Origin of the sequence: Treponema primitia ZAS-1 (assembly GCF_000297095.1) — a bacterium.
Taxonomy (GTDB): Bacteria; Spirochaetota; Spirochaetia; order Treponematales; family Breznakiellaceae; genus Termitinema; species Termitinema primitia_A.
Genome location: NZ_AEEA01000050.1, coordinates 121,225 through 145,261 on the forward strand (window position 1 = coordinate 121,225; position 24,037 = coordinate 145,261).

The following is a 24,037-nucleotide window of genomic DNA, read 5'->3' on the forward strand; positions in this document are numbered from 1 at the left end:
AATTGTAAAAAGGAGGAGTAATTTTTGCATGAACTAGCCACTGCCGGAAAAAAAGCACCCCTTTTCCTCCTACTCTTCCTGTTAAGCTTCTATCCCGGGAGCTCCCTTATCCAAGCCCAGGAAAGCGCCGCTTCCTTTGATGTACAATTAATACTTTTATTGGATGAATTTATCGGAAACCTTGGCGCCGCAGGTTATACCCCACCCATCCTGGAAAATGAAGTTCTGGGGAAGCAGGAGATCAGCTTGGCTTCGGGCGCCCTCTTTCTATACATTGATTTTCGTTTACAGACCCTTTTGGAAAAAAGGAACGCTTCCCTGAGCCGCAGCGGCGGTGCATCCCGGCCCCGGGGACCGGCGGACTATATCCACCTTGAAAACAGCGCCGGGGCTGCGGATATTGCCCTGTTTTTACCGGGGCTACGAAACAGCGCGGGACGGCGTTTTATGAAAGACCGGGATCTCCTGGCCCTCTTGGGGGAACCCCATGGGGATACCGCTTCTTTTTTCCCGGAACTGAAGGGCTCCGGTAACCAGCCCATCCCAATCCGGCGTCAGGACGGCCGGGATATGGTTGCCCTGAGGTCCGGTGAAGAATTTTCCGTAACGGTCCAAAGCCGGAGCGATAAACCGGTCCGGGCGGCGGTGTACCTGAACGGGGTGAACCAAATTTCCGGCGCCTTGGATCTGCCCTCCCTGGGGCAGAGGGCATCGCTACCCCCGGGTCAGTCTGTTACGTTTAACCGGTGTTTTGTTCCGGCCCAGGGGCTATACGGATTAATTACGGTGGTAATCTATGAGGGCGCCGAATTGACCGGGATAGTTCCGCTGTGGTACACCGCCCGCTGAGGTATGTAATGATCTGCCCCCGCAGTAAAGCTATATTTTTTATTACCCTGGTCTTCGTACTTTCCCAAGGTCTCCATGCCGGGGGACATAAGGAAGGGTATACCCTGGACCGGGGTTACGCCGCCCGGGAAGCGGGGACAAGCCGGTACAGCGAAGACCCGGCGCTTTATGTGGGTTTTGCCCGGGACTATGCCCTGGCAGGGAAAAGCGCCCAGGCCGCCCGGGAACTGGAACGGGCTATTTTCTGGGGCTTTACGGATTTTGATCGCATTAAAAACGATAGGGACTTTGCGTCCCTGCGTCGTAGTTCCTGGTGGCGGAGGATCGCCGGGAAACAAAAGGAACTGGAAGAAGTCCTGGCCCTGTACTGGGAGGCCCATGAGGATGAAAAGGCTTTTCGGTACAGTTTTAGTTACGATGAGTTGATAGAGCGTTTTGACAGGGCCGCAAAGACCCTGGCGACGGTTTTCCGTAAGGGTTCCCTGGCAAGCCGGCTGCCATTGTTTGATTTGGGAATGGCCTATCAAATAAAAGAAGTATATGAAAAAGCCCACAACTTATATGATCAAAGTCTGGAAACGGATCTTGTTTGGTTTTCCGCTGGGCATCAGCAAATAGGGCGGGATTATGCGGGCCTGGGGGATCTTTTTTATGATTCCAGTGAGTATAGCAATGCTACTCGTTTTTCTGAAAAAGCTCTTCCCATAGTATTGGAAACCTTGGGGGAGTATAGCTTGGAAGCAGCGAAGATATATGAGAATCTAGGAGCTATTTTTATTGAAGATAGTGAATTAGATAAAGCTCGGTATTATCTAGAAAAATCCCTGGAGATAAGCACGGCCTTGGGGGGGCAGGATCACCCCTTTATGGCTTATATTTATCCTAATTTAGCACTTCTTTATGGGTACTTGGGTGAATATGACCGGGCTCTTTTTTATGCCGAGCAAGCCCTGCGTATGGATCTTCATATCAGAAAGCAGAGATATGAATGGGTGGCATCGGATTATAATTATATCGGAATTATTTACGACGATATGGGTGAATATGATCTTGCCCTTGAAAATTATCAAAGGGGATTGGCAATTTCCTTGGAACATCTTGATAACTATTCTTCGATTACGGCGCGGATATACGGCAATATTGGATTTACCTATAAAAATCTTGGTAATTTCCCCCTGGCGCTGCAGAATTATATCCAATCCCTGGAAATCGAAAAAAAAATATTTGATACATCCGATCCTAATATTGCGGGTAGTTTAAGTAATATAGGAAATGTCTATTTGCAACAGGGAGATTATGCGCAAGCCCTGGCTTATTACCAACAGACCCTTGCAATAGACCGCATCAATTATGGCCCCTCCCATTATTACATAGCTTCAGATTACAAAAGCTTTGCGGCGATATACCTGAAAATGGGGGATCGGGAAAAAAGCATGGGCTACGCAAAGGATGCTCTTGTCTTACTGCGGCAATCACTGGCCTATCTTAGGGCGGTGGATGAATCCAGGGAACTGGCGGAACTGTTCTATACTGCGGTTCCGGCTATTGCCAGGGAAGCCCTGGAGACCGGCATTGATGCTGCAGAGCGGGGCAGGCAGGATATTCGCTCCGCCGGCGCCGTTTACCTTACCGCTGCGGCGCCCTTCTATTACCTGGCGGCAAACTTGGCGGCAGAACAGAAGCGTCCCGCCGAGGCCTTCGGCTATTCCGAGGCGCTGCGCCAGCGGGGTTTTTTGGAGCAGACGGGGCTTGAGGCGGCCCTCAGGATTGACGGGATACGCCCGGAAGAAGCGGACCGGGTCCGGGAACTTTCCCGGCGTGTTTCCGAATTGCGGGAAGATCTGCTGTATGAAGACGGTTCCGGGAATACGGCGAACCTTCTGCGGGACGCTGAGCGGGAACTGGAAGCCCTGCATGGGGCCATAGGGAACCGGCTCCCCAAATACCGGGAGCTCCGGGACCCCCGCCCCATGGATGCCGCAAGCGCCGCCGCCTGGTGCCCCCCGGATACCGCCGTATTGGAGTACCTCCTCCCCGGCGCTGAAGATGGCGGGGCAATCCGTCCCGGGGCGTACTGCCTTGTGGTCCGGCCTTCGGGGGTTACGGCGGTACCCCTGGACGGCGGCTTTGATTATGAGGAGGCGGTGAATCTCCTCCGGGAACGCATAGGCGCCTTCCGCAGCCCGGAAACCTTTGAGGGGGAACGGAATGCCCTTTACGAAAAACTCCTCGCCCCGGTTTTGGCGGGGCTTGGGGCGGAGGTCTCCCATTTGCTCATCGTCCCCGACGGCCCCTTAGCCTTCCTGCCCTTCGATCTTCTGCGGCCCTCTGCGGCCAATGCTACCCTGGGCAGCCGTTACTCGGTTAGTTTTTCGCCATCCCTGTCTATTACCACCCTGCATGACCAGCCCGGGGCCGCCTCCCTGGTTCCCGCCCTAGCCCTGGGCGAGGCCCTCTACGACGGCCCCGGCAAAACCGGGGAGACCCAGGGGCGGGGCTATTTCCGGGGCGGCGATGGCCCGGGCCGCTACGCCGATTCCGCCGCCGAATACGGCGCCCTGACGGCGAACCAGCGGGCAAGCCTGTACCACCGGGTAAAGCAGGCCGGAACAGCAGCCTATTTCCGGGAGCGGGGTTTTTCCTGGGTGGATCTCCCCGGAACCGCCCGGGAAATAGAAACCCTGGCCCGGGACTTTTTTCTTCCCCCGGATATACGGCTCCTCCGGGGCGCCGATGCCGGGGAAGGAAACCTGAAAAGACTTTCTGTTACAGGTGAATTGAAAAACTACTCCCTGATCCACCTAAGCTGCCACGGCTACTTTGACAGCCTGATCCCGGAAATGTCCGGCATAGTCCTGTCCGAGGTATCGGGCAGGCTCCCGGATAACGGCGAAGATGGGTACCTCACGGTCACCGAAGCGGCCCTGCTGGATCTCAGGGCCCGGATACTGATCCTCTCCGCCTGCGACACCGGCCTTACCCGGGTTCGGGACGGTGACGGCATGGTGGGCCTGCTCCGGGCCTTCCTGGTTGCGGGGGCCAACAATGTGGGCGCCAGCCTCTGGCCCATCGACGACGACACCAGCGTCGAATTCATGACCCGGCTCTACACCAAGCTTATCAAGGAAAACCTGGACTTCCGCCGGGCCTATGGGGCGGTTAAACGGGAGCTTCAGTCCCTGCCCCAATACAGCCACCCCTATTACTGGGCAGGCTTTACCCTGTACGAGTAACAGACTTTACAAAAAGCTAATCCACACAGCAAAATTCCCCCAAAAGTACAAAGAAGTACAAAAATAACTCCCGTGTAATGTAGCGGTGTTATGAAGAAAAGAGGATAAATTATGGAGCGATCGGTAAATTTAAGATCCGTCAGGAGGTATTTGAATGAAGATGAAGCGCAAAAAAATTATGATGAGCATATCCGGTATCATACTGATATTCAGTATGGTACTGGCAGGGTGCAGTTTGGATGATGATGAGGAGGAGAATTACGGGGCTCTTTTAAAAGGAACCTGGACGGGAACTATTAAACTTGGCGCCCAAAGTTACTCCGATTGTACGATAACCGTTACATCAACTTCATGGACGCTTAGTATCCCCTCGGCAGTCATATCCGAATCAGGCACCTATAGAGCCACGGACGCTGACTATGCATACTTAATAAGTGGTTCTACAGAGATAGGCCATGTGAATATAGGGAACGATGGGAAATTGTACATATCACTTACGGCGGGTGACTATAAAGGAGCCGGTGGTTCATTAACCACCAAGGGCGGCACGGGTACTGGGACCGGTACTGACACCGGCACTGGTACTGACACGGGCACTGGTACTGACACGGGTACTGGTACTGACACGGGCACCGGTACTGGGACGGGCACTGGTACTGGGACGGGCACTGGTACTGGGACGGGCACCGGTACTGGGACGGGCACCGGTACTGGGACGGGCACCGGTACTGGGACGGGCACTGGTACCACCTTAGGTACCCCGCAGAACATAGAAATTACCTATGCTGCGAATGATAGTGGATACCGCATATCTTGGGATGCTGTTCCATCGGCTACAGAATACGTGGTGTATCGTGCAAGTACAAAATATCCTTCTTCCGGTTATCTTGCTGGTACAGTTAATGCAGCCGGGTTCAGTGACAGATGTTATTATGATTATAAGGTATCTAATTCTATTATAGTAAACTCTAACATGGGATGGTATTTTAGCATTAAAGCCAAAGCCGGTAGTTTAGAAAGTACCCCTTCTTTATATAAGGGGTTTGTTACAAACAAACCTAGGATATATGTATATACAAAAGGTTATGTTGAACAAACAAACGGTGTAAAAGCGCCGGTAGGAGAAATATCCTACTATATGATTAAACCAGACGGGACCAAAATGGGAAAGTGGGCTGTTTCTAATCCAAAAGACCCTGGGGGAATACGGTATTCCTCACCATCTCCGGCAGCATATTATTATAAAATTAATGATATAGAGGCAATCGGTTTTCAATTTGAAGAGACGTATTTGACCGCTGGCACCAGTTGGCGAACCGATACGGGTATAGAATATTCTATAAAATACATACCATTGTATGGCACGGTACGTACCAGCCAGGGGGCTACTATTAATAATGTGTATTATGGTACCCCTAAAACAATTGAAAGGACCCTGTCTATTGGGCCGGTATTGCCATTTTATACATACAGGGTTAACGTGGATACCAATACCTTAACGAAGGAATTGAACATTGTGTATGATGAATAGCCTTTCGTTCATAAGCGGGGGGAGCTTCCGGGCGGTTTTTAACCAGGCTGCCCGGAGAACCCTGCGCCTTTCAGGACTTTGAGATGCAGGAGAAGGAGATTGGTATGAAGAAGCATGGGGTTTTAAATTTTATTTGCCTTTTTTCAATAATTGGTATTTTTCTGATGGTAGGCTGTTCTTTGGATGAGGATGGAGATGACTCCTATAAGATAAGCTATAATGCCAATGGGGCAGTCACCGGGATAGCCCCGGTGGATTCAAAAACCTATAGCTCCGGTTCCACCGCAACGGTCCTTGTTAAGGGAGATCTTGCGAAGGGGAACGAAATTTTTCTCGGGTGGAATACCAAGGCAGATGGATTAGGAACCACCTACCAGCCTTGGGATTCTATAAGTATCACCGGTAATGTCACCCTCTATGCAATGTGGGGGGTTTTTTCATATACGATTTCCTCAGGTCAAGCCACAATAACCGGTTATACCGGCACGGAAACCACCTTGATATTACCCGATACCCTGGCAGGTTATCCGATCGTAATAATTGGGGACAGAGCATTTTTCGGGAAAAATTTGGTCGCAGTGTACTTACCCGATAGTATTACTACTATTGGCGCCGAGGCATTTAGTTCCAATAAATTGATTGGGGTGACTATCCCCAGTGGTGTCACTTCCATTGGCGATGGGGCATTTGGAAGCAACCAATTAACCACGGTGAGTATCCCTGATAGCGTCACTTCCATCGGGGACAATGCATTTTCCTATAATAAATTGACCAGCGTAACTATCCCCGATAGCGTCACTTCTCTTAGTGGGTTTAATAACAATCAATTGACCGGCGTAACTATCCCCAGCGGTGTCACTTCTATCGGAGAGGCGGCATTTTCCAACAATCAATTGACCGGCGTAACTATCCCCAGCGGTGTCACTTCCATTGGCGATTCGGCATTTTCTCGCAATCAATTGACCGGCGTAACTATCCCCAGTGGTGTCACTTCTATCGGGAAGGGGGCATTTTCTAGCAATCAATTGACCAGCGTGACTATCCCCAATGGTGTCACCGGTGTCACTTCCATTAGTGCTTCGGCATTTTCCGGTAATAAATTGGAGACCATGACTATCCCCAATGGCATCACTTCCATTGGCGATTGGGCATTTTCCAGCAATCAATTGACCAGTGTGACCATCCCTAATACCGTCACTTCCATTGGCGATTGGGCATTTTCCAGCAATCAATTGACCACTGTGAACATCCCCAATAGTGTCACTTCCCTTAGTGGGTTTACTTGGAATCAATTGACTGCGGTGACTATCCCCAATAGTGTCACTTCCATCGGGGACAATGCATTTGAAGGCAATCAATTAACCACAGTGACCATCCCCAATAGTGTTATTTCCATTGGGAACAGCGCATTTAGCGAGAATGAACTGATCTCGGTGACCATCCCCAATAGTGTCACGTCCATTGAGCTACATGCATTTGCTAATAACAAACTGACCACGGTGACCATCCCCAATAGTCTCACGTCCATTGCGGGTAATGTATTTGGTTACAATCAATTGACCAGTGTGACCATCCCCAATGGCGTCACTTCCATCGAGGGGTATGCATTTCGGTACAACCAGTTGACTACGGTGACTATCCCTAATAGCGTCACTTCCATCGGGGAAAATGCATTTCAATACAACCAGTTGACTACGGTGACCATCCCTAATAGCGTCACTTCCATCAAGGAAGATGCGTTTATCTCCAATAGCTTGAAGCGTGTTGTGATCGGAGACGGTGTTGATATTTCTTTGTCTTTTGAAAACGATGCTTGGAAATACTTCGGGCTTGCCTATTCTCAAAGGGGTAGACTGTATGGCACTTATTCTGAGGTTAGTTATAACAGCTGGGCTAGGGAGGAATAGCCGGGGTTGGGCTAGGTGACAGTCATCAATATTTCTCGACAGTCCTCAGGTTTCGCGCCGGGGTATCATAGGTTAAGTATAGGTCATTTTTTACAGATCCTCAATTGAATTGCAGATTTGTAAAAAATGGAGTTTCAGCCTCACGTTCGTAATTGACACTTACTCCCGCCCCAACAACAGTATTTGTTATCACCATCAAAGACGAAAATCCGCAAAAAACTGTATATAAAGGGATATACTAAGCAGGATATAGGAGAACTTGACAAGCCCCTATTAAATAGGGTATATTTAAAATAGGAAATTATTTATGACTCGTGAATTTGTAATAATGCCGGAATTTGACCGCCAGTGGGATAGAATAGGTTTGGGTGATGAAGAACTCCGGCAGATGCAGGATGCTTTACTGAAAAATCCCCAAGCGGGGGTTGTGGTAAGAGGGACCGGGGGTTTACGCAAGATGCGGATTGCCTTTGAGGGGAAGGGCAAAAGCAGTAGTGGTAGAGTCGCATACGTGGATTTTACGGTTCAAGAAACTATCTATCTTATTACTGTCTATCCTAAGAACGAAAAAGATAATCTGTCCAAAAAGGAACGAAATAATATCGCGAAACTGATTACTATATTGGAAAAAGGTATTCGAGAGGGTAAAAAATGAGCGTATACGAAAGTATCATCCAAGGGCTAAATGAAGCGGTCGACTATCAGCAGGGAAAGATAAAAGCCCGAAAAATGAAAATGACAATTAAGCCGGTAGAAAGTTTTAATACCGAAGAAATAAAAATCATTCGGCAGAAAACAGGATTGAGCCAGGTAGTATTTGCCGGTTCTCTTGGTGTTTCTCCCAAGACAGTTGAAGCATGGGAAAATGGCCGCAACAAACCGGAGGGGGCTTCCCGCCGTCTTCTTGAGCTTGTCCGTGATAACCCTGAATTATTAAAACAGTTTCAGGCAGAAGCTTAATTGAAGCAAAATCCCTTAAAGCTCCGGCCGATTTTCCCCGGAATTGACATGCAGGATCATACTTTTCACATTCTCGCTGCAATTGATCGGTTTGGGATGTACCGTGGTTGCATTTGGAATTCCAGGTCCGGAATAGGCGCCCTTGTAAATTTAAGCGGTTTTTGGTACCATACCTCGAACTAAAATCTTCCCTTTTGAGGTTTCCCATGATCGTTGTTCTCTCCAAAGGTATCTCCACCCACGATAAAGAAATGGTCCGCATCTATCTGAAGGATAGGGGTTTTGCCATACGGGATCAGGTTCTGGGGGAGGATGAGGTTATTGGCGCCACCGGCAAGGGGGTGGTGGATCTCCGGGAACTGGGGATTCTCCCCGGGGTGGAGCGGGTAGCGGCTACTTCTAAGCCCTACGAATTGGCTTCCCGGGAGTCCAAAACTGAGGATACCATCGTTACGGTTGGCGGGTCTGCTTCGCAGCCCTGGTCTGCTTCGCAGCCCTGGGTCAAGATTGGCGGGTCCCGTATTACGGTGATTGCCGGGCCCTGCGCGGTGGAAAGCCGGGAGCAGATCCTGGAAACGGCGCTCCGGGTCCGGGAATCCGGGGCGGTGATGCTCCGCGGCGGGGCCTATAAACCCCGGTCCAGTCCCTATGCCTTTCAGGGCCTGGGGATGCAGGGGCTGGAGTTTATGAAGGCCGCCGGTGAAGCAACGGGTATGCCCATCGTTACCGAGGTGGTATCCCCGGAATTCGCCGCCCAGATGAACGATCTTACGGATATGTTCCAAATTGGCGCCCGGAATATGCAGAACTTTGAGCTGCTCAAGAAGGTCGGCGCCCTGGGGAAGCCGGTACTGCTTAAGCGGGGACCCTCGGCGACCATTGAGGAGTGGCTCCTTTCGGCGGAGTACCTCCTGGCAGCGGGGACCCGGGATGTGGTGCTCTGCGAACGGGGCATCCGCACCTTCGAAACCTATACCCGAAATACCCTGGATATTTCCGCCATCCCGGTGGTAAAGGGCCTTTCCCACCTGCCGGTGTTGGTGGACCCCAGCCATGCGGTGGGTATCCGTGCCAAGGTGAGTCCCGCGGCCCTTGCGGCGATTGCTGCCGGAGCGGACGGGCTTACGGTGGAGGTCCATCCCCATCCGGACGAAGCCCTTTCCGACGGCCCCCAGTCTTTGTTTCCCGAACAGTTTGAGCGGCTCATGCGGGATATCGAAGCCCTGGCCCCGGTGGTGGGGAAGGAACTGCTCCGTACCCCCAAGCCCTCCCACGGAGGGCAACCCTCCCATGGAAGCTCGGCTTCCGCTGCTGCCGGTAACACTGTTTCCCTAAGAAGCGGCGCCGGGGACGATGCCGCCGAAGTCCTGTCCGACAAGGTAGCATTCTCCGGTGAAAGCGGCGCCTACGCCGAGCAGGCCCTGATGCGTGCCTTTGGTGAAGAAGCGCCGCGTCTGGGCGCCGCGTCTTTCCGGGCGGTTTTCGACGCCGTGCTTGACGGTTCCGCCGGGTTCGGGGTGGTGCCGGTGGAGAATAGCCTGGCAGGATCGGTCCACGAAAACTACGACCTGTTCTTCCGCTATCCCGATATCGCCATGGTGGGGGAACTGAAGCTCCGTATCGTCCACTGCCTTATTGGGGATGAAAAGGCGCAGATCGAAAACATCAGCATAGTCCGCAGCCATCCCCAGGGTTTTGCCCAGTGCCGTGATTTCTTGGACAAGTACCCCCTCTGGCAGCTTGAAGCCTGTAACGATACTGCCACTGCGGTAGCCTCCATAGCCCGGGAAGGCGCCACCAAGGTAGCCGCCATCGCCGGGGAAGCGGCGGCCAAAGCCCATGGCCTTAAGGTTCTTCGGGCAGGTATTGAGACAAACCCCTTAAACTACACCCGGTTTGTAATTATTGCCCGCCGGAACGGCAGCGACAGAGCCCCGGTTCCCCCCAGTCTGGGTTCGGAGCCCGCGAACAAGGCCAGCCTGGTGTTTTCGGTTTCCGATGAACCTGGGAGCCTCTTTGCCTGCCTTAAGATCATGAGCGAGCGGGGCATCAACCTTTCCAAGCTGGAATCCCGGCCCATCCAGGGGAAGCCCTGGGAGTATCAGTTTTACGTGGATGTTACCCTGCCCCCCACAGAGGAGACCTTCGATGCGGTGGTGCAGGAACTAAAGGCTAAGACCGAGGACTTCCATTTCCTGGGGAGCTATAGGGCGTCCCTGTAGGCTATGCGCCTCCCCCACTGTATTGACCTATTAGGTAATAACAGAGATCATGGTTGTAATTCCCTCATAAACATATCCAGTGTTTCCGGAAGGCTGTCCCAATAAAGGCCGGTATCCTTATTACAGAGCAGCTTATAAGTGTTGGATAAGAGAAACCTATCCATAAGTTCCACGACCGGCCTATGGAGCTGTGTTGCGGCTTTTGCCACAATAAATCCGGTTATGCTGTCAATCGCCCCTTCAATCAGCGCTTCCGTCAGTTCCAACTTTATACGCCTCCCTGAATTTCAGACACGCGATAGCGCGTTTTGTCCCAAAAAATACCTGATTGTACAATTTTGTGGAATCCAGCAACCGAATAGCCGTATCCTTCGCTTCCGGCGATTGCGGGTTCCCGTAAGTACCGATTAAAAGCTGGTTTAGTACCAGTCCTACCGCATCGTTTGCGACCGGTCCGATTACAATATCAATCTCATCAGTGCCACTTGCGGTTTGGTTTTTTTCATCTGAAAAACCGCGATTTTTAAGAACGAAGGACAGCCATTCCGTATCAGCCTTATGAAATTTTTTGATATGTACTTCCGGATTGTGAAGGTATTCAAATACACTGACAAATCCGCCTGCTAAGTTACCGCGACGCGCCTTTAGCAAAACGAATTTTTCCGCCTGAGTACGCAACGTTGTAGTATAAAACCCCTGTCCAAAGTCCTTTTTAAAGGCCCCAAGGGATAAATCAATATTTCGGACCTGAACGGTAGACCCATGAAACAAGGGATCAGCTAATTCTGGATAATTCATCTGCGGCTCCGCCCTGTTCGTGAACAAAACGTATAACATCGTCCACCACATAGTCATTATCATAATAGTGCAGCAATTCATAATGGGCGGCTAAAAAGGGGATAAGCTTATATTTTTGCGCCAATATTACAAATTGCGAACGGGAAAGGCCGCATGCACTCCTTACGGCGGTGGTCATAAAACTAATCCAGGTTGCAATAACTTGTTCCAATTCCATATAATAAAATTATAACAGAATAGCCATAAAAAGCAACCAACCCCGGATATCCAGATGACTCACCCAGCCTTTCGGATACCCTGTTTTGTCGGAAAAATGGCCTACCTCCGCCATAGGCTTCCGCTCGCCCGGATTATTGACGGGCTTATCCAAGAGAAAGTAATGTCCACTTCCGCATAATTAGGAGGAGCGGTGTGCGCCAATAAATTTGCAAAAATTACAATGCATTGACATATTCGGTGCTATAAAGTAATAACAAGTAATTTGGTATGAACCGAGCTAGTTAAGAAACAAATATTTCTGTAATACCTGCTGCTTCCATATGGGATTTTATACCATCTAGTCTTTCCTCGCTTGGGGCTTCAAATTCATGTGCCTCCATACCCATTCCTAAAGCAGTATATTTTCCAATCCCATAACGATGAAAAGGAAGAAGTTCAATTTTTTGAATATTTGTTGCATTCATGAACATTTTTATACGTTCATTTGCCTCTTCTTCGTCGTCATTTATGTCCTTTATAAGTGGGGTACGAACCCATATATGAACCTTTTCTTTAAGTAATTTTTTAAAATTCTCAAGTATAAGCTGATTTTTAATTCCGGTCATTTTCTGATGTTTCCCAATATCAACAATTTTAATATCAAACAATACTAAATCTATCCATGAAAGAACCTTTTCAAAAGAAGACCAGGGAACATTGCCCGCAGTATCAAGTGCTGTATGGATGCCATGGTTCTTTAGATGCCGAAAGATTTCAGCGGTGAAATCAACCTGTAACAAGGGTTCTCCTCCGGAAACAGTTACACCACCGCCGGATCTTTTGTAGAAAATCCGATCGCGCAGCAATTGTTCGCCTAATTCCTCTGCGGTTATCTCAATACCGATAATTGATAATGCACCAAATAAACATGTCTCTGCACATGCAAAACATCGGTTGCATAAATTCCAGTTAAGATAATGCATACCATTTTTTAAAAAATGAGCGCCGGTTTTGCAGACTTTGACACAGGAGCCACAGTTTTTACAGGATCTTTCCAAATACTGTAATTGCTTTTTCGGTGAAATTGTCTCCGGGTTATGACACCATTTACAGGCAACACTGCATCCTTTCAGAAATACCGTAGTCCGTGTGCCTGGACCATCATCAAGAGAAAATCTCTGTATGTTTGTAATGATCCCCAAATTATCTTTATATGCCATTATTTTCCGTACGGTTTATTATCTCATCTTGAAGAACAGGATCCAATGTTACAAAATAAGCGCTGAACCCTGAAACTCTAACAACTAAATTGCGATGCTTTTGAGGATTACGTTTTGCATCCAGTAGGGTTTCCCGGCTTACCACATTAAACTGAACTTCCATACCACCGCCTTCAAAATAACCTTCAACAAGGGTTCGAAGCATTTCCTTATGGGATTCTTTTTCAAAGAATGCAGGATTGAATTTTAAATCAAAAACAAGGCCATTTGCTGCTTGCTTATGGTCAAACACGAGTGCCGATTGTGCGGCTGCGGTTGGCCCTTTCGTATCCATGCCCTGGACAGCTGATATGGCATTCGAAAGGGATATGCATTTTTCCCTGCCATCGGGAAGGGCACCTGTTTTTTTACCCATAACTGACTGGTCATGTACCGTATAGAGACCTGCCTGATAAGAGTAGCCCCTGTTATTTTTTTGATCCCTGACAGTTGCGCAGTATAAATCGGTAATTTCTTTCATATATTTGTCTGCTTCGGGAATATCATTGCCATATTTAAGGCAGCGATTCTGTGCATAACCCTGAAGCTGCTCAAAACCAATAAAGTTACCTGCAAGAGCTTTAGAAAAATCCTTCAATGTTACCATTTTTTTATCGAATACTATTTGTTTAATAGCAATGAGCGAATCAACGGCATTCGCCATTCCACATGCATTCGCAGTGGAAAAACAATAATCGGGCCCAAGGGCAGAAGCATCTTCTCCCTTTTTTACACACCCATCGTAGGTTGCGGATAGTAATGGACTTGGAAAATAATACGGATATACAGTATCAAGAAGATTACAGGCTTTCATAAATTTTTGAAGTGCTATGGTAAATTCTTTTTTATACCAGGAATAAAATTCGTCAAAATTTTTGATTTCATCAAGGTCTTTAGGATTAGCCAGCCCAAGTTTAATTCCTGTAACTGTACATTTTCCACCGGAAAGCATCAACTCAATAACCTTAGCCCAGTTAAACCGTAGCTCTTCGGTATTGGAATATTCTTTACCACTTATACTTGGTTCAACACACCCAACTATTCCATAGTCCCATGCATCACTCTTGTTGACACCCAATGCTTCCTTTGAGGGTATAATAACATCATCGTTAAAAAGCGCAGGAAACCCGCCGCCTTGTGTTATAAGCGCTATTGCTTCTTCCCAGCATTCATCACTCATATCTTTGGTGACACGAAGTGAAAGTAGCGGCTGATCCTGCTTAAGCTTTCTGCTTGCACGGAGAAGTATCAGAGTAAGATCATTAACCAAAGATTTTCCACAGCTATCACAGCCTCCGACAGTAACATTCTGAAAACCCATAATAACAGTTGCAAATTTAAGCCAAAGAGCTTCAATTATATCTTCAGTTTCAGTTAATGAAAGCTTATTATCTTCCCTATCTTTTTTATAATACGGGTAAAAAACCTGATCCAGGCGCCCTAAGGACATGGAACCGGTATGGTTTTCAAATAAAAGCATTTCATGAAGTAAAATTAGAGCCTGAACAGCTTCAAAAAAATTAGAAACGCCTTTTGTTTTAATATTTCCGCAGGCTTCCGCAATCCTTTCTATGTATTTTTTTTGAGACCGGGTAAGGTCTTTTTTTAGTGTTTCTCTTGCAGCTTCTTCATAACGTCCAATATATTGCTCTGCCGCCTGCACTGCAGTTATCATGGCCTCAAAATATTCCTTCCGATCACCTTCGGATTTGTTATAATTATTTTGAAGCTGTTTTTCTAACGCTTTATAACCCTGGGTTATTACATACTTATACCCTGCGATTAAATGTCCGTTCGACCAGCGCTTTCCCAAACCGCATTCAATACCGCTACTAAAATATGCAAAAAGTTCCTCTTCTTCAGCAGTATAGTTCCCCCCCCGTAATTCCTTATAGTTGCTTATTTCTCTGGTGAAATCCCAAACAAAATCAGAAGGATTGGTTGGGTCAAAGGATTCTACAATATTATGCGGTTCTGTTTTGCTGACATACTTTATCGGGATTGAAGCGGTTGTATTAGTGTATTGGGTATGCCCCGCAAGGATATCCCAATCCCGAACTACAACATTTTTTTCTAATAAAAATTTTTTTAAACCCCGAGCATGTTGAAGGGCTTTTGATGCATTAGGTTTCTGTTGAATGGCCTCTATGAAAGCATGATTGCGCTTCCATACAAGGGACTCATCGTAATTGCCATAAAAATTATCATAAAGTGTTTTGATTTCAGTACTCATTTCCGGCGTCTTTGTCATTTTTACTCTCCCGTTGAATACATTAATCGCCCATAGATATTTAGTTCCAAGCTCCAGGATTGCGTCCAATTTTTCTTAAGATTCTTCAGGACGCATCCTATTGACAGCGGCAACCTCAATAGACTCGATCTATTTCCTCACGCATAATTTCAACCCATCGTGTCGCATTTCGCGGATTATTGCCCAGGGTGTGATTGTCCTTCATGATAAACTCACATATGCCGTCTTTTGTTTGTTCAACAGCCCGTCTTGCGTCTCTTCGAACCACGTCTTCGTCCATTACCGGCTGGGCAAGCGGAAATGGCGCCGGTTTTACCGATGCGATGTAATCTTTCCCCAGGAATTCCGGTACCGTGCTCCAGTCGGCCCAGGGGCTTACGGACACACGCCTGAGCCGCGGCAGTTGTTTCACATACTGCCATCTGGTGTTATAGCCCTCACAACAGCCATAACAGTTAAGTCCGAAACGTTCGGCGATACGTTTGTGATAGGGAAGGATAAATTCCTCGTATCTTTCAGGACCAACACTGACGGTCTCCTGGGAATCCACAAAACCCCACATATCCATAGTAGTTACCTGCCCGGTGAATTCAGTGCGGGGAAGCTGCTCTGTGTATCCAAACCCGCCGGAACCTACATAGGTACCCTCGGTATTAAGGGCAAGCAAGTTGTTTTTTTCCAGAAAATCCAACATCTTAAGCTTACCTTCACAAAGGAAGTTCATCACCCGGTGAAAATTTTCCGGTTCCGCTACCATGTCTACCATAAAATCCTCAAGGCCCCGGATATTCACAAAATCCCAGCACATCCCCAGGGTCCACCACCAGGTATTCTTTCTGCGGACCGTCAGTATGTTGTCAAATATTCCATGGGCCAGATCCATAAGGATTCGGGATTGTTCTTCGTCAATTATTATATCAGGATAATGAAGTTTTTCAAAATCTGTGTCGTAATCTTTGAGGGCCTGAATGACAATGTATGAACCATCTTTGGATGTGGAACGTTTTTTAAGTTCCAAGCCCCAGCCATTATCACTATAACTGTAGGGTACATTAAAATATGGCTCAATAACTTTGTCGTCCTTCATCCCCTCTGCCCAGAATATCTGTTTTCGCAGCGCCATTTCCCATACCCGCGCCAGCGGGTCTTGGGAAATAAGCTCCTTTGCATCAATTATTTCGTTCCAACCATTTTCAGGATCGATAAAAACCAGGGGATCGGTAGTTTTGAGGTCATTATGGGCGGTCCAAAGCTTTTTCTTTTTCCCCATCTCAGGCCATGCGGCAATTTCAGCCACATGAGCGGCAAGATGGCGCAGTTCCTCAGTTTCCCTGGAACTAAACTTGAAAGCCGTGTTCATCGACTTAACTTCCGGGTACCCCGCTGCAGTTTGCATTGTTGCAGGATCTTCAGCCTGAGTAATAAGCGCCATAATAACCTCCTCTTTGATGCCCTACTTCAAATACTCTGCCACGTTTTCTTTGGTAATCACAGCCATTGGGATGACCAGTTCTTTGTCAAGTCTTTCACCGGTACGGAGTTTGTTGAGGGCATCGTAAGCACCCTGGGCTTCCTTTACGGCATCCTGAAGAAGTGTAAGCCCCAGGTTACCATTGTTCACTTCCTGAACTGCCTCATCTGTGGCATCAACGCCGGCTACCCAAGTACCCCTGAGGCGGTTCGCCGCCTTGAGCGCCTGAATTGCGCCAAGGGCCATCTGATCGTTCGCGCAAAGTACCCCATCAATTTGGGGGAAAGCCTGTATCCAGTCTTCCATCAGCTTCATGCCCTCGGCACGGTCGTAGTTGGCCGTAGCATCCGCAAGCACCTGTACATCGGGGCGGAGTTTTTTAAGGGTGTCAAGGGTACCGGAGTGGCGCTGAGCGGAGTGATCATAACCGGGCATGCCCTGCATATACACTATCTTAGCATTTTGAGGCAGTGCTTTGGCCGCGATTTCACCCTGCAGAATACCGGTATCAAGGTTGGCAATACCAATGTAGGTAAAATCGCCGCCACCGGAATTGGAACAGATGCTGATCACGGGAATACCGGCTTTGTTCGCCTTTTCAATACCAGGGATAACCCCTGCAGGAGAAACCGGTTCAATGATAATACAATTTACACCTTTGGCGATGTAGTTATCAATATAGTCCAGTTGTTTGGTAATATCCTGACTGGAGTTTGCATACTCCACTGAGAAGTTGGGATCCTTCGAAATCTGTTCTCGAAAGGTATCCAAAAGATGTTTTTTGAAAAAATCTGCATCGTCTGAATTGACATAGGCAACCTTGAATGTCTTTGCCCCGCCTGAAGCCTGTGTTCCGCCATTGGCAAAAGCACCGATGGTGACCACCGAAATGAGCACCAGTGCGATACCAAAAACTTTCTTAATTCTGCTTTCCATAAAGTTCCTCCAAATATAATATTTTAAAAACACCAATAGTGTTTTTACTACAAATTAAGCACGACGGGTGCGCTTGGCCACCACATCCACAATTACCGCTATCAGAATAATGATACCCTTGGTAATCTGCTGCCAATACGAGTTAACGTTTATCAGGTTCAGGATATTGTTAAGAATACCGACAATCATGGCGCCGATGATTGTCCCTACGATGCTGCCCGATCCGCCCGCTAAGCTGGTACCGCCGACTACCACCGCAGTGATTGCATCAAACTCGTAACCCACACCGGATGCCGGCTGTCCTGAGTTCATACGGCTCATCATCAAAATTCCCGCAATCGCCGTCATAAGACCGTCAAGCAAGAAAGCCTTACGAACTATATTTTTTGTTTTTACACCGGATGCAACCGCCGCGCTTTCATTGCCCCCGGTGGCATACAGATGCCTGCCGAATGCGGTACGGTTAAGCAAAATCCAGGTCGCGAAAAACAGTACAATTAAAATAAGCACAGAAACCGGCATGAAACCCAGGGATCCCTGTCCTAAAAACGCAAACTGTTTGGCCATTCCGGTGATGGGGATGGCGTTTGTAAAAAGCAGTACCGAGCCCCGGGCGATGGTGGTAATTGCCAGGGTCATGATGAACGCCGGAATGCTAAACCACGTGATGATATACCCGTTCAAAGCTCCGATGGCGAGTCCCAGTGCCAAACCAACAATCAGACTCACGGTGAGGCTCCCGGACAGTACCATTACTTTACAGGTGATACATCCAATCAACGCTATTTCAGAACCATAAGCCACGTTGATGTGACCTAAAATGATTACAAACGTGGCGCCTAAGGCGATGATGGTGACCACCGTGATTTGACGCAGGACATTCGTTAAGTTGGCTACCGAAAAAAACCCGCCCACAAAAACTGAAGATAAAAGAAAAAGCAGAATCAAAATAAGGAGGATACCGCTTTTTTGTAAACCATCGTAGATGAATTTACTGATTGTATTTTTATTTAGTGTATCCATGCTTTCTATTCCCCTCCTGACTTAATCGCCAGCCGCATAATCTCTTCTTGGGTGGCATCCCTGCGATCCAAAATCCCGGTCAGACAGCCCTCGTGCATTACCACCACCCTATCGCTCATTCCGACAATTTCGGGCAATTCGGAGGAAATCATAATGATTGCCATACCCTGTTTGACAAAATTGTCCATCAAGCGGTGAATTTCCGCCTTGGCGCCAATATCAATCCCCCGGGTGGGTTCGTCCATGATGAGGATCTTCACATCCCCCACAAGCCATTTCGCCAGAACGAGCTTTTGTTGGTTGCCCCCCGAAAGGGTATCCGCATGTACTTTGAAATCGCTTATCTTGATATCTAACATTTTTTTCATATCGAGTGCATCTTTATTGATCGCCTTATCGCTTACAAAAATATTTTTAACATATTTTTTTATATTGGTAAGCGAAATATTTTCGTGGGCGCTGCGGTTTACTACCAGACCGTACAGTTTACGATCCTCACTAACCATAGCGATGCCATGGGCTATCGCTTCGGATGGATTTTTAATTTCCACCGGTTTTTTGTCTATAACAATGCTTCCGCTGGTAAACGGATCGAGTCCGAAAACAGAACGCATAAGTTCCGTACGCCCCGCGCCAACCAGGCCTGCAAACCCCAGGATTTCACCTTTCCGAAGAGTAAAGGAAATATCCCGAAAACGACCGCCCTGGGCAACCCCCTGAGTGAGGTTTTTTACCTCCATAATAATATCCCCGGTATTGGCGGTTTCCGTTTTGGGGAAAATGTTATTGATCTCCCGGCCTACCATCAATGTCACCAGCTTTTCCGGTGTAAAATCCTCTTTCGCTCCGGAAGCCACCCACTTACCGTCACGTATTATGGTGATATCGTCTGCTATTTTGAAAATTTCGTCCATTTTGTGGGTAATGTAAATTATTGCCACACCCTTTTGTTTGAGCAGTTCGATCTGGCCGAAGAGCACTTCCACCTCGGTGTCCGCAATTGCTGAAGTCGGCTCATCCATAATGATGACCCGCGCATCCTGGGAAATAGCCTTGGCAATTTCCACCAATTGATGACCCGCGATGCTCAGGGCACGCATCTTACGCCGTGCTTTAAACTTAATATTGAGACTGTCCAGGAGCTGCTGGGTATCATTGTACATTTTTTTAAAATCGACAAAGAATCCCTGTTTTGGTTCCCGTCCCAGGAAGATGTTTTCACCGATAGTCATATCCAGAACAGGGTTTAATTCCTGGTAAATCATGGCGATCCCCATTTTTAAGGAGGTCTGGATATCATGGGATTTGAAGGTTTCACCCCGGAAGATGATTTCACCGGAATCTGCAGCATACATTCCGTTCAGCACCTTCATCAGGGTTGACTTACCTGCGCCGTTTTCCCCGCAAATAATGTGGACTTTGCCCGGGCGCACTTTGAGATCGACCCCATCCAGCGCCCTTACCCCAGGGAACGTTTTTACTACGTTGAACATTTGCAACAGGTAGCTATCTTCATCCCCCGACATTACAAAATGCCTCCATAATCCTAACTGATAAATAGTATAACACCCTCTATCAATTTCAACTATGCGCATTTTTGATTATTTATATCTAATCTTGACATTTTTTTCATAATATTTTATGATTTTTTTGTAAAAAGGGCATTTTATGGAAATTCGGGATATTGTCTTTGTGTATCATATGATTGAGGATGAACGCATTGCTTGGCATGGACGGTACCATACCCATGGTCAGGGTGAACATGAGATCGCTTTTTTCCTCGACGGTTCGGGTGTTTTTTTATGCAATAAAAACCGTTACCCAATAGGGCCGAACAAGTTTTTCATAAGCGCCGAGCATGAGTTTCACTCAATAATTCCAAATCGAAAGGCCAAGTCTCCCATCACCTTCTACGCAATTCTCTTCTATGTGGGGGACGGGGACCGTGACCTTATGGATCTGGTTGCATCGGTTTTTACGCAGGGCCAAAAGATGCTTACCGTGAATAGCGCCTATCGTTTTCAGTGCGAAGATATAGCCCAACTTTGGAAGAGCGGCGATCCGTCTCTTGGCATCTCTGCAAAATATCTGCTCCAAAGCCTTTTGTATCGTGTCTACCAAAACGTAGCTGTGCAAACCGTATACGCCGGTCAGCAAGGGGGCGCCGCAAAAACCATGGCCCGTGAAGACGACGCCCCAAAAAGCTATAAAACCAACAAGACATCCAGCGTCCACGTCACAAAAGCCGTGGCGATCATGCAGACCAACCTAAGGAAGTCTATCAGCGTTGATGAAATTGCGCGTCTTATGACACTTTCCACCGAACACTTTTCCCGCATTTTCCGTGCCGAAACCGGGATGAGTCCCCATCAATATTTTATACGCCTCAAGGTAGAAGCCGCATCGGGGCTGCTCATGTCCTCAGCAAAGACAATCAGCCAAATCGCCGATTGGTTTGGATTTGAGAATCAGTTCCACTTTTCACGGGTTTTCAAGCGTTGTACCGGAATGTCTCCCCTACAATACCGCAAAACCTATGTTCAGACGGTTGATTTTGTGACCGTAGAAAAACTTGCCCTTGAAAATGAATGATTGACAAACATAAAATATCGCCCTATCATATTTTAAGGAGTCTGCCATGCCCTATGTTGCCTTTAATATATCAGAGAAACTTTCAGAAACCCAGAAAGAAAAAATTAAATCCGAAGTCGGCCGCTTGATAACGGTTATTCCCGGAAAAACTGAAGCAGATACTATTGTCGATATATGTGATGGTCATTCCATGTATAAAGGCGGGAAAGCAATTCCCATCGCGTATGTAGATATTCGGGTGTACACCAAGGCTGATCCGAATGGAAAAAAACAATTTATCAGTAATTTGTTCATTCTCTTAGAGAAGGAATTAGGAATAAACAAAGATAATGTATACATGTCTTTTCTTGAATTCGATCAATGGGGCGACCACGGGGCGTATCATTAATAGTTTTTCCCCGCAAAAATCGTCTTAAAATCTATAACGAGCCCCGGCAGCACCAAAACCGGTATAGATTCCTGCGCGTATTGGCGGTCCGCTTCGTCCATGGTTTCGGGGTCAAATCCCCGGTAGGTCTGGGTGGTGTACCGGTCATGCTCCAGCAGGTTGACCTGGACCGTTTCTGTATCCGGATCGACCACCCAATATTCCCGGACCCCCGCCCTAAGATATTTGTAGAATTTATACAGTACATCCTTCCGGGCGGTGGAGGGAGAAAGGATTTCGATGACCATATCCGGCGCCCCGTTACAGCCCCGCTCGTCCAGTTTGGACGTATCGCATATCACCACAAGATCGGGTTCCAGCACTGTCTTATCGCTGTGGTCCTCTTGGGGAAAAAGCCGGACTCCAAAGGGCGCGGCGTAGACTTTACCCGGCTTACCGGCTAAAAAGTTTCCTATTTTAAGTGATAAATTCATGGAAATATCTTGATGATACGTGGCCGGAGGCTCTGAGACGTAGAGCGCCCCATCGATAATCTCCGCCCGGAAATCTTCGTCCCATCCCAGATAATCAGCGTAGGTATACCGCTCTTTTTCTTGTGTAAGGGTCATGACCAGCCTCCTAACAACAGCATATCATACCGTACACTATTTGGCAAGAGCACCACACGCCTGTTTAGTATATTTTGCCCCCGGCTTTCCCTTCGGCCTACTTGCAAAGTTCCTTCCTTCTTTGCTACACTATAGCGACTTTGTATAGGAGGTGGTCATGAAGCAGCATGTGGTGTCAGCCTTGGTGGAAAACCGGGCAGGGACCCTGAGCCGGGTTTCCGGCCTCTTCAGCCGCCGGGGTTTTAATATCGACAGCCTGACCGTCGGGGAGACTGAGGACGCCTCAATTTCCCGGATGACCATTGCGGTAAGCGGAGATGATGCGGTGCTTGAACAGATCATTAAACAGCTCAGCAAACTGGTGGATGTGATTGCGGTCCGGGAACTGGATGGTACTTCCTGTCTGCGCCGGGAAATCATGCTGGTCAAGATCAGCGTGGACGAAAAGACCCGTCCTGCGGTTATCGAAATTACCGGGATATTCCGGTCCCGGGTGGTCGATGTTTCCCCCACTACTATTACCGTTGAGGCAACGGGCGATGCGAAAAAGCTCGACGGCCTCCTTCTCCTTTTACGTCCCTACGGCGTTCTTGAACTTGCCCGTACCGGTCTTGTAGCCCTGGAGCGGGGCCCTTCGATACTTTCGGTATCTTCGCTATCCGTACCCGTACTAAGCATTAGTAACTAACCGGCAATTGCGCGGTCCTTCCTTTTAAGGAAATCGACCGTAGGATAATTACCGGATTCTCAAAGCCCTTAAGAGAGGTTAAACCTCTTTTAGGGTAAAAACTACAATGGAGGAAATGATGGCTATCATGTTTTATGAAAAGGATTGCGACCTAGGGGCGCTAAAGGGAAAAACTATCGCGGTTATTGGCTACGGTTCCCAGGGTCATGCCCACGCGCTCAACGCCAAAGAATCGGGGATGAAGGTTGTCGTGGGGCTTTACGAGGGATCCAAGTCCTGGAAGAAAGCCGAGGAAGCGGGCTTTGAAGTTAAGACCGCCAAGGATGCCGCCGCCGCTGCGGATTTTATCATGATCCTTATCAACGATGAAAAGCAGGCCAAGCTCTACCAGGAATCTATCAAGCCGGTGCTGAAACCCGGGAAGACCCTGGCATTTGCCCACGGCTTCAATATCCACTTTGGGCAGATTACACCCCCTGCGGATATCAATGTGGTGATGATCGCCCCCAAGGGTCCGGGCCACACCGTTCGTGAACAGTACCAGGCCGGCGCCGGGGTGCCCTGTCTTATTGCGGTACATCAGGATGCTACCGGGGATGCCAAACGTTTGGGGCTGGCCTATGCGGCGGCCATCGGCGGCGCCAGGGCCGGAGTTTTGGAGACTACTTTTAAGGAAGAAACCGAGACCGACCTATTCGGTGAACAGGCGGTACTCTGCGGCGGTGTTTCCGCCCTGATGAAGACCGGCTTCGAAGTGCTCCTTGAAGCGGGCTACCAGCCGGAAAGCGCCTACTTCGAGGTGATGCACGAGATGAAGCTCATCATCGATCTGGTGAACCGCGGAGGCCTATCCTTCATGCGTTATTCTATTTCGGATACTGCTGAATACGGGGATTATATCACCGGGCCGAAGATCATCACCGAGGATACCAAGAACGCCATGCGGAATGTATTAAAGGATATCCAGAACGGGAAATTTGCACGGGAGTGGATCCTGGAAAACCAGGTGAACCGTCCCAACTTTAACCGGATGCGGGCCCTTGAGGCGGCGCATCCCATCGAGAAGGTAGGTAAGGAACTGCGCTCCATGATGAGCTGGCTCAAACCTGCAAAATATTGAGGA

At 48.3% G+C, this 24,037-nt stretch carries 21 protein-coding genes; 11 read left to right on the forward strand and 10 right to left on the reverse strand.

The genetic code is table 11. From position 1 onward, the window contains the following. The first annotated feature begins 24 nt into the window (after positions 1 to 24). The 7 genes from TPRIMZ1_RS0108765 to aroF all read left to right on the forward strand — a co-directional run bounded on the left by TPRIMZ1_RS0108765 (position 25) and on the right by aroF (position 10,702). Positions 25 to 849 (forward strand): hypothetical protein, encoded by an 825-nt coding sequence (locus tag TPRIMZ1_RS0108765; protein WP_010257925.1) that lies wholly within the window; start codon positions 25 to 27, stop codon positions 847 to 849. Positions 850 to 857: 8 nt separating this feature from the next. Beyond that, entirely contained in the window at positions 858 to 4,082 is a 3,225-nt protein-coding gene (locus TPRIMZ1_RS0108770) for a CHAT domain-containing tetratricopeptide repeat protein (RefSeq protein ID WP_010257926.1), read from the forward strand. Positions 4,083 to 4,236: 154 nt separating this feature from the next. Further along, positions 4,237 to 5,613 carry a hypothetical protein gene (locus TPRIMZ1_RS20700; protein WP_010257928.1) on the forward strand — a complete coding sequence of 459 codons (1,377 nt, stop codon included), beginning with the start codon at positions 4,237 to 4,239 and terminating at the stop codon, positions 5,611 to 5,613. Between the two features lie 104 nt (positions 5,614 to 5,717). Continuing rightward, on the forward strand, positions 5,718 to 7,520 hold the full coding sequence (locus TPRIMZ1_RS18710; RefSeq protein ID WP_198429922.1) for a leucine-rich repeat protein: 1,803 nt from the start codon (positions 5,718 to 5,720) through the stop codon (positions 7,518 to 7,520). A gap of 307 nt (positions 7,521 to 7,827) precedes the next feature. Then, positions 7,828 to 8,175: a type II toxin-antitoxin system RelE/ParE family toxin gene (locus tag TPRIMZ1_RS0108790; protein WP_010257933.1), complete on the forward strand. Its 348-nt coding sequence runs from the start codon at positions 7,828 to 7,830 to the stop codon at positions 8,173 to 8,175. Further along, a complete protein-coding gene (locus TPRIMZ1_RS0108795; protein ID WP_010257936.1) occupies positions 8,172 to 8,480 on the forward strand; it encodes a helix-turn-helix domain-containing protein in 309 nt (102 codons plus the stop codon). Before TPRIMZ1_RS0108790 ends, TPRIMZ1_RS0108795 begins: the two co-directional genes overlap by 4 nt. 206 nt (positions 8,481 to 8,686) lie before the next feature. Next, positions 8,687 to 10,702 carry a 3-deoxy-7-phosphoheptulonate synthase gene (gene aroF, locus TPRIMZ1_RS0108800; protein ID WP_010257940.1) on the forward strand — a complete coding sequence of 672 codons (2,016 nt, stop codon included), beginning with the start codon at positions 8,687 to 8,689 and terminating at the stop codon, positions 10,700 to 10,702. Positions 10,703 to 10,749: 47 nt separating this feature from the next. Here aroF and TPRIMZ1_RS0108805 read toward each other — a convergent pair whose 3' ends face one another. The 9 genes from TPRIMZ1_RS0108805 to TPRIMZ1_RS0108850 form a co-directional block, all read right to left on the reverse strand. Beyond that, positions 10,750 to 10,968, reverse strand: coding sequence for a hypothetical protein (locus TPRIMZ1_RS0108805; RefSeq protein ID WP_010257943.1), 219 nt, complete (start codon positions 10,966 to 10,968; stop codon positions 10,750 to 10,752). Then, on the reverse strand, positions 10,943 to 11,500 hold the full coding sequence (locus tag TPRIMZ1_RS0108810; RefSeq protein WP_010257946.1) for a DUF3990 domain-containing protein: 558 nt from the start codon (positions 11,498 to 11,500) through the stop codon (positions 10,943 to 10,945). Before TPRIMZ1_RS0108810 ends, TPRIMZ1_RS0108805 begins: the two co-directional genes overlap by 26 nt. Then, on the reverse strand, positions 11,478 to 11,717 hold the full coding sequence (locus TPRIMZ1_RS0108815) for a DUF3791 domain-containing protein (protein WP_010257949.1): 240 nt from the start codon (positions 11,715 to 11,717) through the stop codon (positions 11,478 to 11,480). The genes TPRIMZ1_RS0108810 and TPRIMZ1_RS0108815 overlap by 23 nt, the downstream gene beginning before the upstream one ends. 283 nt (positions 11,718 to 12,000) lie before the next feature. Then, positions 12,001 to 12,918, reverse strand: a complete 918-nt coding sequence (locus TPRIMZ1_RS20045; RefSeq protein ID WP_038078279.1) for a glycyl-radical enzyme activating protein — start codon at positions 12,916 to 12,918, stop codon at positions 12,001 to 12,003. Continuing rightward, positions 12,908 to 15,208 (reverse strand): pyruvate formate lyase family protein, encoded by a 2,301-nt coding sequence (locus TPRIMZ1_RS18715; RefSeq protein WP_010257954.1) that lies wholly within the window; start codon positions 15,206 to 15,208, stop codon positions 12,908 to 12,910. Before TPRIMZ1_RS18715 ends, TPRIMZ1_RS20045 begins: the two co-directional genes overlap by 11 nt. A gap of 115 nt (positions 15,209 to 15,323) precedes the next feature. After that, entirely contained in the window at positions 15,324 to 16,640 is a 1,317-nt protein-coding gene (locus TPRIMZ1_RS0108835; RefSeq protein WP_010257956.1) for a hypothetical protein, read from the reverse strand. A gap of 21 nt (positions 16,641 to 16,661) precedes the next feature. Further along, entirely contained in the window at positions 16,662 to 17,615 is a 954-nt protein-coding gene (locus tag TPRIMZ1_RS0108840; RefSeq protein WP_010257958.1) for a sugar ABC transporter substrate-binding protein, read from the reverse strand. Positions 17,616 to 17,669: 54 nt separating this feature from the next. Beyond that, on the reverse strand, positions 17,670 to 18,638 hold the full coding sequence (locus TPRIMZ1_RS0108845) for an ABC transporter permease (RefSeq protein ID WP_010257962.1): 969 nt from the start codon (positions 18,636 to 18,638) through the stop codon (positions 17,670 to 17,672). Between the two features lie 5 nt (positions 18,639 to 18,643). After that, positions 18,644 to 20,164 (reverse strand): sugar ABC transporter ATP-binding protein, encoded by a 1,521-nt coding sequence (locus TPRIMZ1_RS0108850; protein WP_010257966.1) that lies wholly within the window; start codon positions 20,162 to 20,164, stop codon positions 18,644 to 18,646. Between the two features lie 142 nt (positions 20,165 to 20,306). Here TPRIMZ1_RS0108850 and TPRIMZ1_RS19735 point away from each other — a divergent pair, with 142 nt between their 5' ends. Next, entirely contained in the window at positions 20,307 to 21,230 is a 924-nt protein-coding gene (locus TPRIMZ1_RS19735) for a helix-turn-helix domain-containing protein (RefSeq protein WP_010257970.1), read from the forward strand. A gap of 46 nt (positions 21,231 to 21,276) precedes the next feature. After that, positions 21,277 to 21,618 (forward strand): phenylpyruvate tautomerase MIF-related protein, encoded by a 342-nt coding sequence (locus TPRIMZ1_RS0108860; RefSeq protein WP_010257973.1) that lies wholly within the window; start codon positions 21,277 to 21,279, stop codon positions 21,616 to 21,618. Here the strand turns inward: TPRIMZ1_RS0108860 and TPRIMZ1_RS0108865 are convergent. Then, positions 21,615 to 22,226, reverse strand: a complete 612-nt coding sequence (locus TPRIMZ1_RS0108865; RefSeq protein ID WP_010257976.1) for a Uma2 family endonuclease — start codon at positions 22,224 to 22,226, stop codon at positions 21,615 to 21,617. The genes TPRIMZ1_RS0108860 and TPRIMZ1_RS0108865 overlap by 4 nt on opposite strands. Positions 22,227 to 22,383: 157 nt before the next feature. Here TPRIMZ1_RS0108865 and ilvN point away from each other — a divergent pair, with 157 nt between their 5' ends. Both ilvN and ilvC read left to right on the forward strand, forming a co-directional pair. Next, positions 22,384 to 22,914 carry an acetolactate synthase small subunit gene (ilvN, locus tag TPRIMZ1_RS0108870; RefSeq protein ID WP_010257980.1) on the forward strand — a complete coding sequence of 177 codons (531 nt, stop codon included), beginning with the start codon at positions 22,384 to 22,386 and terminating at the stop codon, positions 22,912 to 22,914. Between the two features lie 118 nt (positions 22,915 to 23,032). Further along, positions 23,033 to 24,034, forward strand: coding sequence for a ketol-acid reductoisomerase (ilvC, locus tag TPRIMZ1_RS0108875; protein ID WP_010257983.1), 1,002 nt, complete (start codon positions 23,033 to 23,035; stop codon positions 24,032 to 24,034). Positions 24,035 to 24,037 lie beyond the last annotated feature (3 nt).

What these genes read in the sequence shown, in the direction of transcription:
- TPRIMZ1_RS0108770 (WP_010257926.1), top strand. Translation starts at nt 858, where the DNA reads ATGATCTGCCCCCGCAGTAAAGCTATATTTTTTATTACCCTGGTCTTC.
- TPRIMZ1_RS20700 (WP_010257928.1), top strand. Translation starts at nt 4,237, where the DNA reads ATGAAGATGAAGCGCAAAAAAATTATGATGAGCATATCCGGTATCATA.
- TPRIMZ1_RS18710 (WP_198429922.1), top strand. Translation starts at nt 5,718, where the DNA reads ATGAAGAAGCATGGGGTTTTAAATTTTATTTGCCTTTTTTCAATAATT.
- TPRIMZ1_RS0108790 (WP_010257933.1), top strand. Translation starts at nt 7,828, where the DNA reads ATGACTCGTGAATTTGTAATAATGCCGGAATTTGACCGCCAGTGGGAT.
- TPRIMZ1_RS0108795 (WP_010257936.1), top strand. Translation starts at nt 8,172, where the DNA reads ATGAGCGTATACGAAAGTATCATCCAAGGGCTAAATGAAGCGGTCGAC.
- aroF (WP_010257940.1), top strand. Translation starts at nt 8,687, where the DNA reads ATGATCGTTGTTCTCTCCAAAGGTATCTCCACCCACGATAAAGAAATG.
- TPRIMZ1_RS0108810 (WP_010257946.1), bottom strand. Translation starts at nt 11,500, where the DNA reads ATGAATTATCCAGAATTAGCTGATCCCTTGTTTCATGGGTCTACCGTT.
- TPRIMZ1_RS0108815 (WP_010257949.1), bottom strand. Translation starts at nt 11,717, where the DNA reads ATGGAATTGGAACAAGTTATTGCAACCTGGATTAGTTTTATGACCACC.
- TPRIMZ1_RS20045 (WP_038078279.1), bottom strand. Translation starts at nt 12,918, where the DNA reads ATGGCATATAAAGATAATTTGGGGATCATTACAAACATACAGAGATTT.
- TPRIMZ1_RS18715 (WP_010257954.1), bottom strand. Translation starts at nt 15,208, where the DNA reads ATGACAAAGACGCCGGAAATGAGTACTGAAATCAAAACACTTTATGAT.
- TPRIMZ1_RS0108835 (WP_010257956.1), bottom strand. Translation starts at nt 16,640, where the DNA reads ATGGCGCTTATTACTCAGGCTGAAGATCCTGCAACAATGCAAACTGCA.
- TPRIMZ1_RS0108840 (WP_010257958.1), bottom strand. Translation starts at nt 17,615, where the DNA reads ATGGAAAGCAGAATTAAGAAAGTTTTTGGTATCGCACTGGTGCTCATT.
- TPRIMZ1_RS0108845 (WP_010257962.1), bottom strand. Translation starts at nt 18,638, where the DNA reads ATGGATACACTAAATAAAAATACAATCAGTAAATTCATCTACGATGGT.
- TPRIMZ1_RS0108850 (WP_010257966.1), bottom strand. Translation starts at nt 20,164, where the DNA reads ATGTCGGGGGATGAAGATAGCTACCTGTTGCAAATGTTCAACGTAGTA.
- TPRIMZ1_RS19735 (WP_010257970.1), top strand. Translation starts at nt 20,307, where the DNA reads ATGGAAATTCGGGATATTGTCTTTGTGTATCATATGATTGAGGATGAA.
- TPRIMZ1_RS0108860 (WP_010257973.1), top strand. Translation starts at nt 21,277, where the DNA reads ATGCCCTATGTTGCCTTTAATATATCAGAGAAACTTTCAGAAACCCAG.
- TPRIMZ1_RS0108865 (WP_010257976.1), bottom strand. Translation starts at nt 22,226, where the DNA reads ATGACCCTTACACAAGAAAAAGAGCGGTATACCTACGCTGATTATCTG.
- ilvN (WP_010257980.1), top strand. Translation starts at nt 22,384, where the DNA reads ATGAAGCAGCATGTGGTGTCAGCCTTGGTGGAAAACCGGGCAGGGACC.
- ilvC (WP_010257983.1), top strand. Translation starts at nt 23,033, where the DNA reads ATGGCTATCATGTTTTATGAAAAGGATTGCGACCTAGGGGCGCTAAAG.